The following is a 14,832-nucleotide window of genomic DNA, read 5'->3' as shown; positions in this document are numbered from 1 at the left end:
TCTTCTGCCATTTGTTTTCATCTAAAAAAACCAACTTCATCCTCTTTCCTCTATAAATTATTCTCTCTATCCTAACATAAGATCAACACGACCTAATACTACCCCCTTAGGCCGTCGGTTTCACAGCTGCCACCACCCTGCCTAGCACCGAAAACTCCTCCTGCAACTGATTGAGGCGATACACCTCCGGACGGTAGGCCGGATTATCACTCAACACCCGGATCCGCTCCTTCATCCGCTCCAACCGCTTCACCCGCAGATAGCCATCAATCCTGAGAACAAAAATTCCTTCCACAATCTGGTCCGCAAACTTCACCGACTCATCCACAATCACCATATCCCCCGAATCCAGTGTCGGCGCCATCGAATCTCCCATCACCCGAATCATACTCAACCGATAGGCCGCCAACTTATCCTCAATCGGCTGATTCCACTTGACGAGCTTGGCCCGTGTCTTGGCGTAGGTCGAAAGCACCGTGGTCACTGCCACCGACTTAGATTTGTAGGCCACATACTTGTCCCAGAGTAGGAGACTCATCTTTTGGACTGCCTCTGGTTTGAGGAAGCACCGCCAATCAAACGTCCCATCCTGCAGCGCAATCCCCACCCGGCGAGCCTCCCGCTCTGCCGCACTCACCCCCGCCGGATTGGCACGGATCCCCAGAAACCCCAAAGCAATCTCCTGCTGAAACGCCTTATCCTTGAGGGATCCAGGCTTAGGAGGTAACGTCCCCCGCAGATACAGCCGACTATTGCGGAGCAAGATGGACAAACCCACATTGGCAGACTTCAGCCGACCATTGGCTTGAGCGATCCGCTCCAGAGTGGCTTTGGTGATGCTGTCCACCAGCTCAAATCCTTCACTATCAGCTTCACTAAAATAATAGGCTGATCCGACTCGAAATGACCCTATTTGTCCCAGTCCTAGAAACAGCGCAAAGTGGCCCCAAAAAGCCAGAAGCCCTACTCCACAACGGAAAGGGGCCTCTAGTAAGGGTTTCATAGAGATGGCTCAGGCGTGATTTGAACACGCGACCAAGGGCTTATGAGTCCCCTGCTCTACCGCTGAGCTACTGAGCCAGGATAGTGCTTAACTAGAATAGCACTCTTGGGCCGGAACTGCGCCTCAGAAAATCCCCTCAGCCCCCTCTCGGGAAGAAGCCCCAGACATAGCCACGCCTATCGGCAGGTCAGGGCAGCTTCATAAACCCGTCGGTTGGCCGCGAGAGACTTCTCCAAATCCACCAGTGGGCGAGGGTAGTCCACCCCCAACCGAACTCCAAATTGCTTCTGCTCGGCAGCAGTGAGGCGATAGGGCTCGTGGATTTTGTCCCCCGGGATCCCGGCCAATTCCGGCAACCAGTGGCGCAGATAGTCTCCTTTGGGATCGTACTCGCGAGATTGTTTGGGGATGTGGAAGTAGCGGAAGCCACGGGCATCATTCCCTACGCCGGCGGTGTAGTTCCAATTGCCGTAGTTGCTGGCCACGTCGTAGTCGATGAGCAACGACTCAAACCACTCAGCGCCCATGCGCCAGTCGATGCCCAGGTTCTTGGTCAAAAAGCTGGCCACATTCTGCCGTCCCCGGTTGGACATAAATCCGGTAGCCGCCAGCTCCCGCATGTTGGCATCCACCAAGGGGTAGCCCGTCTCACCCCGACACCAAGCCTGAAAGCGCGGCCAATCCTGCTGCCAAGGGATAGGGATCCCTTGGATCCCAGAAGGACGGAACAGTTTGGCGCCGTGCTTGGCCAAGATAAACCGAAAATAATCCCGCCACAGCAGCTCAAACACCAGCCAGTAGGTGGACTCATTGCGCACCCGCTCCTGCTCATAACGCTTGACCTCGGCATGGACGGTGCGAGGGGAGATGCAGCCCAGGGCCAACCAAGCAGAAAGCCGGGAGCTATCGTCGGGATCCAACATGCCGTTGCGGGTTTCTTTGTAGATGCGCAGCCGATCCAGATCCCAAAAGTAGGTTTGCAGGCGGGCATGGGCAGCGGTGCTCCCGCCGGTGTAGGTGAAGCGGGCCCGTGGATCCCCGGCAGGTGGGGATAGCCCCAGCGAGGCCAAAGTAGGCAGAGGGCCGGGATCCAAACCCGATGGCAGGGGGGGGATCGAGGGAATGGGCAAGGGATCCCGGATGGGAGTGCTTTCCTCGACTTGCTTTCGAAAGCGGGTGAACAGCTCCGGCAGTTGGGAGAGGCAAAAGGGGAGATCTTCAGGGTGGTAGAGGGTGTGGCCCCAATCGACCTGCAGCCGGATCCCCAGAGACCGCAAAGCCCGCTCAACAGCAGCCGCCACCTCCTTCTCCTCGGTGCCCACCTCTTCATGGGCATAGACCGCCTCGACCCCCCACTCCTGTGCCAAGGTGGGGATCACGTGTTCCGGCTGTCCCTTGCGGATCACCAAATCCGAGCCGCGCGACCGCAACTGCTGCCGCAAATCCGCCAAACTCTCCAGCAAAAACTGACCGCGGAAAGGGCCGGTTCTGGGGCGGAGCCCAAGGGAAGTCTCGCCGAACTGGCGGGGATCCAAGCAATACAAGGGGATCAAAGGGGATCCCTGTTGGCAGGCCCGCGTCAGCGGCTGGTGATCCAGCAGGCGCAAGTCGGTGCGAAACCACAGCAGGACGGTCATTCTGCAGCTACCCTACACGGATCCCGCGGACTCAGACGTGGACACCCGAACTCCAGTTGGACGCCCCAGCTCAGGGCTGGGAACAAAATGAGGCACATCGGCAGCCGGGATGTGGATGGGGGCCTTGGTGCGCGGATGATAGGTTTGCCGGGCGGGACGATGGCGCAGCGAGAACGTGCCAAAGCGAGCCAGCCGCACGGATCCCCCCTGGGCCAGGCATTGGCTAATGCTGTCCAGCATAGCCTCCAGAGCAGCAGCAGCCATTTCCACGGTCAGGCCATCCACCTGCGCGGCCATCTGGCGGGCCAGCAAACGGCGAGTCAAATGAGGAGGAGAAGCCACCAACCGACCCTCTAGACAACAGAACACAGACAGGGGCTTAGAGCACCTCCAGTTCACTCTCGAAAAACCAATGTCGAGAGCGATCGGGAAACTCCAGAATGTAGCCGACACCGCTGCCATCGACCACACGCCGTGCCAGCACCACAGCCTCTTTGCCCACCAGAGCGCTGAGGTTTTCTTGTCCGCGATCCTGGACAGAGCGAACTTTGACCTTATTTCCAACCTTGATCGCCATAAAACCGCGAAGAGACTTACCACTCAAGATGGTACGGCAAAAGTCCCCTTGCCGAGCTCCTGCCGCACCTCTGCTGGGGTTGACCCCGATGGGATTGCTAGAATGGGGTCAGAGTGCCGTGCCCCAGGGAAGACTGCCTCCGTGATTGCCCTTTCCCTCAAACCCGCCCACTGCTCCTGGAGCGTTATCAGCTTTCCCTCCACCCTCTACACTCAGCCTGTCCTCGATCTCTTGATCTCAAAAGTCCCTCCTGCCTGGAGAGCGGAAATACGTTTGGGCCTACAGGAAGCAATCATCAATGCCGTCCGCCACGGCAACGGCCTCGACCCCAACAAGAAGGTGATCATCGAGTACGCCAGCTCGGAGCCCTTTTACCAATGGCTGGTGCGAGATCAAGGGCCCGGCTTTTGTCCCCAAGAGAAGCTCCACCGATGCCAACATAACATCTTGGAAACCGAAGAGTCGGGCCGAGGAATGCTGCTGCTCACCCAAATCTTCGACTTTGTGGAGTGGAATGAAACAGGCAACCAGGTCTACCTGGCCAAATACATCCACGCCAACTGTCGGGATCCCTGGATAGTCTGACCCTCCCTCAATACCACTGCCAAAACAGCTTGCCCATTTGGGTAATCTGGCGACCCTGATCCGGATAGGGAGCCTCAGAAACGGTGAAGGCTGTGGTGGCGAAGGCAAAGCGCGTGGATGACCAGCGGGATCCCTTAGCGCTCCGCGCCGCTGACGCGACCGGGTCGGGCAGCTCGCTTTCCAAGAGCAACCCCAGGGATCCATAGCCATAGCCCAAATTGCGGTGGGGCAGGGAAGCCACCAACTTGCGCCAGGCGCGATTTGCACTCAAGGGGGGATCCGCGAGGGCCGTCTCCAGAGCCCCCAAAGAAGAGGCCAGGTAGGAATAGCCTTTGCGATCGGCATGATACACCTGTGCCGGCAGCGGGATCCCTGGCAGCGTTAGCGCTCCGCGCCGCTGACGCGACTGGGGGAGAGCCTCTGCCGCCTGCAATGACGCGGATCCTCCTTTCCCACTGACTTCCAGCGGCTCGCCTGCCAACACAGGGATCTCCGGTCGATGGATAGAGCGGTGAGGACTCCGTCCCGCTGTCGCCACCGGCTGGGGTTCTGACTGCCCCCCTGCGGGAATGGTTGGTTTGGCCCAGGCAGTGGCGGTGCCACGCTTCGTTGCCAGAGAGATTACCTGCCAGCCTTGGGCGCGTGCCCGCTCATCCAAGTCGAAATAAGGACTCCGTCCCGCTGTCGCGACCGACTCATCCGGCAGCTTACCGACCCACAGCCAGGCTGGATCCCCGTCGCCGGGCAAAAGGGCAAAGGCAAACTCTCCCCGTTCTGGCAACAGACGCTGCCAGTCCAGCGCCACCTGAGATTGCAAGCGCTGCAGCCACTGGCCGGGATCCACCCGCAATCCCAGGGGATTTAGGGGCTGGATCTGCCCCAGGCTCTGCCAAACTGAGGCCAGATTCTCTCCGGAAATCAGCGCCAAGGTCTCATCCGGCAGATGTTGAAGGATCTGCGGGCGAAAGGCTTCTGCCGCCGGCAAGGAGAAGCCAGCGGGCGCATGCCAGAGGGCAGCACTTTCGGCCACCAAGCCCTGGAAGTTCACCCCCAACCCCAGCCCTACCGCCTGCAACGTCAGCCCGTCTGGAGAAACCGCCTCTGGATTCTGCCAGAAGGCCCAACCCACATGTGCCTCCCGCAGCGGCTGGATCACCCGCCGAAACAACGGCTGAGCCACCAGAGACAACTGCGGCAACTGCCAAGCATCGATTGCAGCCCGAATGGCAGCAGGCTGCTCCGCCAGCAACACGTATTGCTCGCCGAAAACGGCTGCCGAGAAACCCTGCAGGCCCGGAATCGGGCTAGACACCACCTGAATGCCCTTGTAAGTGTCCACCTGCACCGGCCTCCCGGCCAAGCTCTGCCGTTCCCACAATAGGTTCAGCTCAAACTGAGAGAGCGCCGCATCCCGCGTTTCCAGGGCAACCAAGGTGCCCCACTCCGGCAAACTGGCCAAGAGGGTGCTCCTCCCCAGCCAGGGCCGCACCTCCCGCTCAAAATCAAGGGATCCCCCGGCCAGCATGGATCCCAGCCAGCCTGGGCCTTCAGGGGAGAAAAACTTTTGCCACTGCTGACGGGCAGCGCGTCGCTGGGGGGCAGGAGTTGCCGCTTGCCAAAACGCTTGCACCTCGTCCAGGGGAACAGCCAACACCAGCAGCGCTTGTGCGGAGCGAGGGGCCAAACCCACAATTGGCGGCAGCTCCGGGTGGGCCAGCAACAAAGCCACCGGACTGCGGGTGAGCAGCCATACGACAACCCACACCACCATGGCGGCCAGAAGACCAAGCCCAATCAGGATCCCGCGCAAGAGTTGCCGTCGTCCCATATCTCAATCTCTGCACCGAGGGAGACATGGCGCGGACACCCAGGCCCTACTGCTCTGCACTGCTGGCATGAACAGGCCTAGTGAAGAAGCGCTGCCCTCAGTCCTGCATGATAAAACCTTACCATGGAACAGAGGCTAACCCTGGTGTGCCAGCTGGAGCCCACCGCTGAGCAGGCGGCCAAGTTTAGAGGCACCCCACAAGCCTTTGTGATCCGCACCACCATTCCAAACCAACGTGCAGATCAGCCCTGCCTTGACCAGCCCGGCAGCTATCTAGGCCCATCCGAAAGTCAAACCCATGTCAGAGTTTCAACTGGTTTCTCCCTATCAACCCACCGGAGATCAACCTAAGGCAATTGCCGGCTTGGTGAAGTCGATTTCAGAAGGCCATCGTTTTCAAACCTTGCTGGGAGCAACCGGAACCGGCAAAACGTTTACCATCGCCCATACCATTCAGCAGGTGGGCAGGCCCACCTTAGTGATGGCCCACAATAAGACTTTGGCAGCACAACTGTGCAATGAGCTACGAGAGCTGTTTCCCAATAATGCCGTCGAATACTTCATCAGCTATTACGACTATTACCAACCGGAAGCCTATGTTCCCAGCACCGATACTTACATCGCCAAATCTTCTTCCATCAACGATGAAATCGATATGTTGCGGCACTCGGCTACCCGCTCCTTGTTTGAACGGCGGGATGTGATTGTGGTGGCCTCGGTGAGCTGCATCTATGGTCTGGGCATGCCAGAAGAATACCTGAAGGCTTCCATCCCCTTCAAAGTCGGCCAGGAGATCAACCAACGGGATGTCTTGCGGGATCTGGCCAGCATCCAGTACGAGCGCAATGACCTGGAGCTGGTGCGGGGGCGATTTCGCCTCAAAGGGGATGTGCTGGAAATTGTGCCGGCCTATGAGGATCGGGTCATTCGCATCGAATTTTTTGGGGATGAGATCGAGGCCATTCGCTTAATCGACCCGGTTACAGGTGAGATTTTGAACAGCCTCAGCGCCCTCAGAGTTTATCCTGCTCGGCACTTTGTAACGCCGGAAGCACAACTGGAGCGGGCAATCCTCAATATCGAGCAAGAACTGGAAGAGCAACTGGCCCTCTTTCGCAAAGAAGGCAAGCTCCTGGAAGCCCAACGGCTGGAACAGCGCACCCGCTACGACCTAGAAATGCTGCGAGAGGTGGGCTATTGCAATGGGATCGAAAACTACTCTAGACATTTAACGGGACGCAAAGCAGGAGAGCCCCCCGCCTGCTTGGTGGATTATTTCAAGGCCGACGATTGGCTGTTGGTGGTGGATGAGTCCCACGTGACCGTGCCCCAAATTCGCGGCATGTACAATGGCGACCGTGCCCGCAAGCAGGTGCTGGTAGATCATGGTTTTCGCCTGCCCAGCGCCCTCGACAATCGCCCCCTCAAAGCCGAAGAATTTTGGGCCAAGGTTCATCAGTGTATCTTTGTTTCGGCTACCCCCGGCAACTGGGAACTGGAGCAGAGCGAGGCCCAATTTGAAACCCGGGTGGAAGATGGCAAGACCTTGAAGTTTTATGTGCAGGGCAGCGGTCGGGTTATCGAACAGGTGATTCGGCCCACTGGGGTGGTGGATCCCGAGGTGCATGTGCGCCCTACGGCTGGGCAAGTGGACGATTTGCTGGGAGAAATTTATTTGCGATTGGAACGCTCTCGGCAGGGATCTGCCGAACGGGTGATCGTGACCACCCTCACCAAACGGATGGCAGAGGACCTCACGGAATATCTCCAGGAGCGAGGGATCCGAGTTCGCTATTTGCATTCCGAGATCACCTCGATTGAGCGAATTGAAATCCTACAAGACTTTCGAGAAGGGGCCTTTGACGTGTTGGTAGGAGTTAACTTGCTGCGGGAAGGGTTAGACCTGCCGGAAGTCTCCTTGGTGGCCATTTTGGATGCTGACAAAGAAGGGTTTTTGCGAGCAGAGCGCTCCCTGATTCAGATGATTGGGAGGGCAGCACGAAATGTCCGCGGTATGGTGGTGATGTACGCCGACACCATGACCAGCAGCATGGCCCGGGCCATTGCCGAAACCCAGCGTCGCCGCGAAATTCAATTGCAATACAACCGCCAACACAACATCACGCCCAAGCCCATCGTCAAGAAAAACAGCAATGCCATCTTGTCTTTTTTGGCCATCTCCCGCAAACTTAACGACCCAGATCTGGAAAAAGCCTTTCAAGCTGCGCAAGAGATCCCTCTCTCCGAGATTCCGGAGCTGATCGGCCAACTGGAACTGAAGATGAAAGAGGCCGCCAAAAACCTAGAATTTGAGGAAGCCGCCGAGCTGCGAGATAGAATCAAAAAGCTGCGTCAACGCCTTCTGGGCCATTCTCAGGGCACCTAAAATCCTTGCTCAGATCGGCCAAAATTGAGGTCGGCTTGTGCCACCATGAGCTTACAGGGCAGCACCAGGGATCCCCAATTGATCGATAGGCGTTCGTACCAAACCGGCCATGCAGGACTCCGTCCCACTTAAGCGAGCAGCTCTTTGGGTTGGGCTGGCGGTGGGGATAGGTCTCTGGCTTACCCCTGCCGTTGCCTCTGCCCCTTCATTGGCTCAAGCCCTTGAATTTCGGGATCCCAACTTTTTCCTGGCCGATCCCCGACCCACACCGGCTGAAGCGCCAACTCCTGAGGGATCCCCTGCTCCGGCTCCCAGCCCAGTCGGGATCCCTTTGACCGGCCAAGAGGGCACAGAGGTGTTGGTCGGGAACATACCGGTGTTCCGCCTGCAGACGGCAGACTACCCCAGCGATGTGCGGGCCGACAACGTTCGGGCGATCATCGAGCGCTTTCTCGAAGAAGGGCAGTTGCCACAGCCAGAGGTACGGGTAGCCCAGGATGCCAATGGGCAATACATCTTACGCCTGGGGGAAAGAGGCCGCTTTGAGGCCACCCAACGGTATTTGTTTACCGTCACCTATGCCGATGCTGCCGCGGAGCGCAGGGTGGCACCGGGTCAGGTGAACCTGAATGACGTTCGTCTGGTGGCTAACAGTTGGGCGCGGCGGTTGGAGCAAGCGATTGCCGATTACCGCGAAGATCTGCTGGCTCTGCAGCGGGCCCAGGATCCGCGCGTGCTGGTTCTGACCCTTTTGGCAGGGATCGCCACCCTGGTGGTGGGGTTCTTTCTCTGGCGGCTGTTCGACCGCAGCTTAACCCGTCTGCAAGGCTGGTTGGAGCTTAAGGCCGGAGAGACCTGGGGCACCTGGATCGATGTGGGTGGGATGCTGCTGCGGGGCGTGGGGGTGATCCTCATCGCCGGCATCTCGCTGGATCGCGGTATCAGCTTCATACCTGCCCTGCGACCTTTTCAGCGCTCCTTTTACCTGGGCCTGGGTCGTGTGGTTGCCACGGCTCTGGGCGTTCTCACCCAGCCTCTGCCCAACTCCAGCGTTTCGATTGCCAGCTTGCTGGTCTTCCTCGTCCTCTCCATCTTGGTTTTCACCGGCGCCCACTACGTCAGTGTTGGCTTCAAGCAGCGCTTTTTGGCACGCCTAGGGCTGGATCTGGGCACCCAAGAGTCTTCGGCGGCCATCTTCAAGTACATCCTGACCCTGTTCGGCATCCTTCTGGTCTTGCCCTTCAGCGGCCTTAATCTGGGCTCCTTGGCGGTTATTGCCGGGGCGGTGGGTTTGGGGATCGGCTTTGGTTTGCAAAACCTCTCCAACAACTACATCAGCTACATTGCCATTTTGCTGGAGCGCCCCATCCAAATCGGGGATCTGGTGGAAGTGGACAACCTGCTCGGCACAGTGGAGCGCATTGGCCCACGGGCCACCGTCTTGCGCACCCTGGATCGCATTTTTGTGATTGTGCCCAACTCCCGCTTTACCGAATCGAAGGTGGTGAACTGGAGCTACCGGGATCCCCGCTGTCGCATCCACATTCCGGTCGGCGTGGCCTACGGCTCCGATACGGCCCTGGTCACCGAAGCTCTGCTCAGCGCAGCCAAAGAAAATGCTCGGGTGTTGAGCAGCCCTGCCCCCCAAGTCTGGCTCAAGTCCTTTGGCCCTTCTGCACTTAACTTTGAGCTGCTGGTGTGGATCAACCGTCCTCAAGATCAGTTTGTCTTGATCAGCGAGCTAAACTTCCTGATCGAGGCTGAGTTTCGGCGACGTGGGATCCGCATCCCCTTCCCGCAACAAGATATTCACATCCGCAGCCTAGAGGGATTTGCCCCCCTCAGTCAAAACGGTGGATCCCCTCCTTTGCCCGATGCCGACTCCATTCACTCTGCCCTCAAAGAAGCAGCACAATCGCCGGAAGACCAAAATGGTGTTTCCTAAGCTATTGCCTGCCATTGACACCCTATCGACACCATGTTGCAGCGGTTAGATGAGGTACTGGGAAGCTTTGGCAGCCATCCCCGTTGGGCTGAACTGAAGCAAATGCAAACCCTGCGGCAGCTCTGGCCCGAACTCGTCGGAGAGGCCGTAGCCGCCCAAACCTATCCTCTCAGCCTGCGCCGACAGGTGCTGCAGGTGGCCACCTCTACCCCGGCCTGGGCACAAAACTTAACCTTGCAACGCCAGATCATTCTCAGGAAACTCAACAGCCGGCTACAATCTCCCCTCAGCGATATCCGCTTCAGCTCTGGTGCCTGGCACAAGGGATCCAGCCCGGCTGCCCCCCATCCTGATGCGGAGCTGACCAGCAAGTTTTATGGCGCTCCCCGCCTAGCAGACCAAGATGGACAACGCCCTGGATCCTGTCGCAGCCCCAATCCAAAACAGCCCACCTCCGACCCGAAAGTGGCTTTCGAGCGCTGGGCCAGAGTGGTGAAGCAACAACAAACCCAGGAGAACCTGTTCCCTTGCCCCGCCTGCCGCTGTCCTACCCCTGCCGCCGAATTGGAGCGTTGGTTTGTCTGCGGGTTCTGCCATCGACAATCCTTACGCCCGCGCGGCCACAGTTGTTCCGGTTAACCCAAAAATCAATCGTTCATAGCCCGATAGGTGGCCACCGAAGACGGCGATACACGGTTTAGATAGCGAAAGATCCAATACTTAAAAAGCGTATCTAGGAAAACCGGAAAAGTAGCAATAAAGCCGTAGATAAAATCGCGGTTCTCCGGTAACCCCAAATGGGCAGCCAAATTACCCAGCAGCACCTCCCAACCGTGGGGAGAGTGATAACCGACAAACACATCGGTAAAGAGAATAATAATGAAAGCCTTGGCACTATCGCTGAGGCCGTAGATCAGACGATCCAAAAAAGACTTGAGGACTTCGATTTCCTCACGCCCAATAAAGATAAGCCAGCCAAACACCAGCAGCGAAAGCAAATCAGCAAGGATATTCTTCAAGCCTTCCGAGTTCCTACGGCTATATTTTTTCAGCAGTTCCTCTGCCTTCATGGACAGTTGATCTGCTGATTCCAGATCCCACTCTGGAGATTGATGGTGCAAAGCTCGCTCAAATTCTATTCTTTCCTTGAAAAACTCGAACTCTGACAGGGCTTTTTCTTGGAATTCGTGGCTTAGAGCCACAATGGCAGGCTCCCGTTGTTGGAAGTGATCCACCAATGGCCCAAACAGAAAGTTTTTCGAGAGGATCTGGGTGAGCAGAGGCAAAACGGCCAACAACAACAGAAAACGAATCGATACCAGTGTGCGAGTGCGAGCCTCCCGATACTCTTGGATCAGTTCCTCCTCGGCCTGGGAACTCAGCTCACGGCGGATTTGGCTGGCCGTGCGCAGAATAGAACGGGGCAGAATCGCAGCTTTGGAAGCGACCGGGGCAGCGCCATTGCCGGAGCCTGCCTTGACAGAGACATTAGAAGAACTGGGTTCAGTTGAGGTAGGTTGTTCTGGCGGTTCGAGAGGCTCAGGTGAAGTGGAAATTGAAGCAGAGACAGGTTGGGATTTTCTGGTCGGGCGTTTGTATCGAGAAGTCACCTGATCGATAAACTGCAGTTTCTCCAAGATGGAAAGATCTCGTCTTTGGCGACCATTCTCAGGGTTTTCGCCGTTGCTTTCAGGAGCATCGACCTCAGCGGCATGGCGTTCTTGATCTTTATCTTGGGCAGAAACAGGGCCGCTGCCATTTTGCTCGGGATCCGGCAGGCGAGAAAAGGCGCTGCTGGCTCTGAACTCTGCCAAACGCAGATCGATCTGGCGCAGCTGCCGGCGCAGTTGAATTTGAAAGTAGCGGCTGACATTCTGGCCATGTTGCCCGTTGCTGCCGATGGATCCTCCCTGGAAGTATTGATCCTCGATGGCTTTAATGCGCAGGGCAGCCTCATAAGCTTGGTCAAGGGAGCGCAGGGGGGTATTCGAGATCCATTGGCCCAGCCTGCTCAATACGGATTCTCCCATTGCTCGTTCCCGTGGCACTCCCCATGGGGGCCGATCCACACGTTACAGTGATCCGATTGACTAATTATTGTAACGAGTCCTAGGTGCCTAGGCGGGAACCCCAACGGTGGAGAAGTACTTGCAGAGACTGGCCCTGCCTCGACAGAAGTACAGACCGGCACCTTTGGGTCAGAGCAAACTTCAGTATCCCTTAAAGCGCTTGAGGGCAAAGCCACAGATCTGCAGCAGCCGCAGCCCCTCTCGCACATGGTGAATGTTGGAGCGACCATAGGTTCTGGGGAAATAGCGCACGGGGATATCCAGGATCTTCAGGGTGCGCTTGGCGGATCCCAGCAACAGGTCAAAATCTCCAAACGGGTCGAAATCCCCCCACTCTTGGCACAGCTTGGCAATCTGCTGGTAATCCTCCCGCCACAGGGCCTTGGTGCCACAGAGGGAATCTTTGATGCGGATGCCGAGAATGTAGGAGAGGAGAGCGGCAAAAAAACGATTGGCCCATTGGTTTAGCCGAGGCATTGCCTCTGGTTTCAGGGGATAGATAAGGCGACAACCATTGGCAAAATCACATCGCCCGGAAGCCACAGCCCGGAAAAACTTGGGCAGGTCCTCTGCCTGTACGGTCAAATCGGCATCGAGGATGATCAACACATCCCCTGTAGCGGCGGCTAGCCCCTTGCGCACCGCATCCCCCTTGCCCTTGCCCTCCTGCCGTAGAGCCCGGATATTGCGGATCCCTTGGTATTCCGCCTGTACCCGCTGGATCTCGGCCCAAGTTCCGTCGCTGGAATGCCCCTCCACAAAAATGATCTCGGTGCGGGATCCCATCTCGGGCAAATGTTCCACGCAGCGGCGGATGTTGCCCGCTTCATTCCGAGCCGGAATCACCACGGTGCAGGAAGGCTGCTGCTCAGGGGGGGGATCCCAGGCAGGGTCGGGCTGCAGGCGAGCGATCGTGTACTCTGTCAGGCAGAGGGCGTTGATCCCGGGCAATGGGGCAATCACCCGGTTGATCACAGTCGAAAGGAACGGGATCCGCCGCGGCAACAACAGCCGCTTGCCCTGCTGAATGACCTCGTATCCTGCCAAGTGCAGCAGGTTGGCCACATCGGCTGCCGATAACCAGTTGGCTGCCGGCAGAGGCATCCGTTGCTTCAGAGCGGTTGCCAAGCCCAGAATCGGCTCCCAGAGCGGGTTGTGGTGGGAGAGGATCAGGCGGGTGCGTGGGGTACAGAAGCGGCGCAACTGCTGGAGAACCTGCTGGATGTCGGCCAGGTAGCCCAGGGTATTGACGAGCAAGATCACATCAAAAGGCTCCGCCAAGACGGGATCCCCTTTGTCCAGCGTGTGGGCATCTTGCACCCGGAAATGGAGATGGGGAAACTCTGCCTGAGCTTGGGCAACAATGTCCGCATCCCGGTCGATCCCCACCCCGAAGCTGGGCTGCAAGGCATTGAGCAGGGATCCCGTGCCGGAACCAATCTCCAAGATGCGCAAACCGGCAGGGACAAAAAAGCGATGCAGCCGCTCCAGATCCTCGTGGTAGTAGCGGTTTTTTTGCCGCCAGTAATACAAGGGGTGGGTCAACGCTGGCAAGGGATCCCTGGGGTATCGCTGGATAGTCTTCGATCATAAGGTGTGATCGTTTGCAACAACAGCTTCAAGCACCTTAGATCTCAATCTGTTGGTCACCCAACCCAGCTGGATCCCCGACAACAGGGGCGAAGCCCTCCAGCGATTGCGTACCGCAGCCACATCTCAGCACCCGAGTCTCCCCCCACCCGGCGACCGCGGTACAGGGAAAAGCGAAGCATCGGCGGGCAGGTGCCGACGAGCAGGGATCTCAGCGACGACGCACTTTATCCCTTTGGCTGACAAAGATGATGGCGCCAAAGAGAGCCCCCAGCACAACTGCACCAGCCACCAAGCTCCAGAGGAAGTTAGCAAGTGAGGGAGTCATAAAAGCGTTTCCTCCTCGTGCAAATAACCATTGCCCAACGGCTTTTCGATTATACCGAGCCCTGTCACCCTTCCAAAGCCTGCCTTTGTCCCTGCCGGGCGCTGTCATTTGGTAGTTTGGTATTCCAGGGGCACCTCCTCTAGGGTTTGGCTCTTGCCGGCAAAGGGGTTATCCGGCGTTAAGAACAGCATACAGTGACATTCCTTTCGCTCCCGCATGGGTACACAGGGGCAATTCCAATAGCCTGCTTTTGCTTCTGCCTCTTTGTCTTCATAAAAACGACAGGGACACAGCGGGGCGCCCAATTGCTCTTTGTGCAGAGCCAAGCCTTCGATCACCGCCGTCGTAATTGATGGATCCGAGCAGAAAAAGGTCTCGGAGCGTTTGGCGTAGGTTTCTGCGAAATGCCGCATCAACTCAAAGCTCTTCTGTGAGGACTTTTTGTAACCACGACTTTCCATGACGATTCCCAAAAGTGGAACTAACCGGCTGTTGCTAGCAATGGGGTTCACAGCTTTTTCCGACGACGCCTCCCGAAGCCAGTACAGACGTGTAGGGGGCCGGGATTCTATTAACTCCACAGATAACTCCACAGACCTCCCACAACGTCGAGAAAAGCTGTATCTCGCTCTTCGTTGTACAGCAGACCTCTAGGCAGGACAAAAGATTATGCCCTTGCTGTTACACAAGGCAACATCTAGGGGCCGTAGCAAGAGCCAGCCTTGGCGTACTCTACAGAATACCTTGACATCCTCCCCGGCCTTTAGGCCGGAGATTCCTACCACGCTGCGCATGGATGGCTCCTTGCGCAGTCGTCTCGGCGGGTTCCTGCTTCCGACCGCCCGTGCAGTTCGATCCACAGGCCATCCGGGCTGACACGGGTG

General features: G+C 57.5%; 13 protein-coding genes and 1 tRNA gene. 4 read left to right on the top strand and 10 right to left on the bottom strand.

Annotated features, from left to right (window positions below; all coding sequences use genetic code 11):
• Window positions 1-106: 106 nt before the first annotated feature.
• The 5 genes from ACVWY8_RS13500 to petP form a co-directional block, all read right to left on the bottom strand.
• A complete protein-coding gene (locus tag ACVWY8_RS13500; protein ID WP_457395604.1) occupies window positions 107-847 on the bottom strand; it encodes a S24 family peptidase in 741 nt (246 codons plus the stop codon).
• A gap of 161 nt (window positions 848-1,008) precedes the next feature.
• A tRNA-Met gene (locus ACVWY8_RS13495) sits at window positions 1,009-1,080 on the bottom strand.
• Between the two features lie 99 nt (window positions 1,081-1,179).
• Complete coding sequence (locus ACVWY8_RS13490) at window positions 1,180-2,640, bottom strand: DASH family cryptochrome (protein ID WP_457395601.1); 1,461 nt, start codon at window positions 2,638-2,640, stop codon at window positions 1,180-1,182.
• Between the two features lie 12 nt (window positions 2,641-2,652).
• Window positions 2,653-2,982, bottom strand: coding sequence for an HU family DNA-binding protein (locus ACVWY8_RS13485; protein ID WP_414407894.1), 330 nt, complete (start codon window positions 2,980-2,982; stop codon window positions 2,653-2,655).
• A gap of 37 nt (window positions 2,983-3,019) precedes the next feature.
• Complete coding sequence (petP, locus tag ACVWY8_RS13480; protein WP_041436278.1) at window positions 3,020-3,217, bottom strand: cytochrome b6f subunit PetP; 198 nt, start codon at window positions 3,215-3,217, stop codon at window positions 3,020-3,022.
• Window positions 3,218-3,358: 141 nt separating this feature from the next.
• Here petP and ACVWY8_RS13475 point away from each other — a divergent pair, with 141 nt between their 5' ends.
• On the top strand, window positions 3,359-3,802 hold the full coding sequence (locus tag ACVWY8_RS13475) for an ATP-binding protein (protein WP_011432443.1): 444 nt from the start codon (window positions 3,359-3,361) through the stop codon (window positions 3,800-3,802).
• A 7-nt stretch (window positions 3,803-3,809) separates the two neighbouring features.
• On the opposite strand, the gene ACVWY8_RS13470 is transcribed toward ACVWY8_RS13475, so the two are convergent.
• On the bottom strand, window positions 3,810-5,630 hold the full coding sequence (locus ACVWY8_RS13470; protein WP_457395598.1) for a DUF3352 domain-containing protein: 1,821 nt from the start codon (window positions 5,628-5,630) through the stop codon (window positions 3,810-3,812).
• A 298-nt stretch (window positions 5,631-5,928) separates the two neighbouring features.
• Here ACVWY8_RS13470 and uvrB point away from each other — a divergent pair, with 298 nt between their 5' ends.
• From uvrB to ACVWY8_RS13455, 3 genes are all read left to right on the top strand, one after another.
• The gene (gene uvrB / locus ACVWY8_RS13465) at window positions 5,929-8,016 is read left to right on the top strand and encodes an excinuclease ABC subunit UvrB (protein ID WP_457395595.1); all 2,088 of its coding nucleotides are present in this window, start codon (window positions 5,929-5,931) and stop codon (window positions 8,014-8,016) included.
• A 109-nt stretch (window positions 8,017-8,125) separates the two neighbouring features.
• Window positions 8,126-9,961, top strand: coding sequence for a mechanosensitive ion channel family protein (locus ACVWY8_RS13460; protein WP_457395592.1), 1,836 nt, complete (start codon window positions 8,126-8,128; stop codon window positions 9,959-9,961).
• A gap of 33 nt (window positions 9,962-9,994) precedes the next feature.
• Window positions 9,995-10,600 carry a DUF721 domain-containing protein gene (locus ACVWY8_RS13455; protein WP_414351773.1) on the top strand — a complete coding sequence of 202 codons (606 nt, stop codon included), beginning with the start codon at window positions 9,995-9,997 and terminating at the stop codon, window positions 10,598-10,600.
• A gap of 8 nt (window positions 10,601-10,608) precedes the next feature.
• Here ACVWY8_RS13455 and pxcA read toward each other — a convergent pair whose 3' ends face one another.
• From pxcA to ACVWY8_RS13435, 4 genes are all read right to left on the bottom strand, one after another.
• Window positions 10,609-11,991, bottom strand: coding sequence for a proton extrusion protein PcxA (gene pxcA / locus ACVWY8_RS13450; protein WP_457395589.1), 1,383 nt, complete (start codon window positions 11,989-11,991; stop codon window positions 10,609-10,611).
• Between the two features lie 180 nt (window positions 11,992-12,171).
• A complete protein-coding gene (locus ACVWY8_RS13445) occupies window positions 12,172-13,575 on the bottom strand; it encodes a glycosyltransferase (protein WP_414398428.1) in 1,404 nt (467 codons plus the stop codon).
• 256 nt (window positions 13,576-13,831) lie between these two features.
• Window positions 13,832-13,948 carry a photosystem II reaction center X protein gene (locus ACVWY8_RS13440; protein WP_011432450.1) on the bottom strand — a complete coding sequence of 39 codons (117 nt, stop codon included), beginning with the start codon at window positions 13,946-13,948 and terminating at the stop codon, window positions 13,832-13,834.
• A 104-nt stretch (window positions 13,949-14,052) separates the two neighbouring features.
• The gene (locus ACVWY8_RS13435; protein ID WP_011432451.1) at window positions 14,053-14,409 is read right to left on the bottom strand and encodes a ferredoxin-thioredoxin reductase catalytic domain-containing protein; all 357 of its coding nucleotides are present in this window, start codon (window positions 14,407-14,409) and stop codon (window positions 14,053-14,055) included.
• Between the last annotated feature and the right edge of the window lie 423 nt (window positions 14,410-14,832).

The organism is Thermostichus sp. OS-CIW-32 (assembly GCF_054060415.1).
Note: the sequence above shows the minus strand (reverse complement) of the source record. Positions and strands in the feature narration are given on the sequence as shown.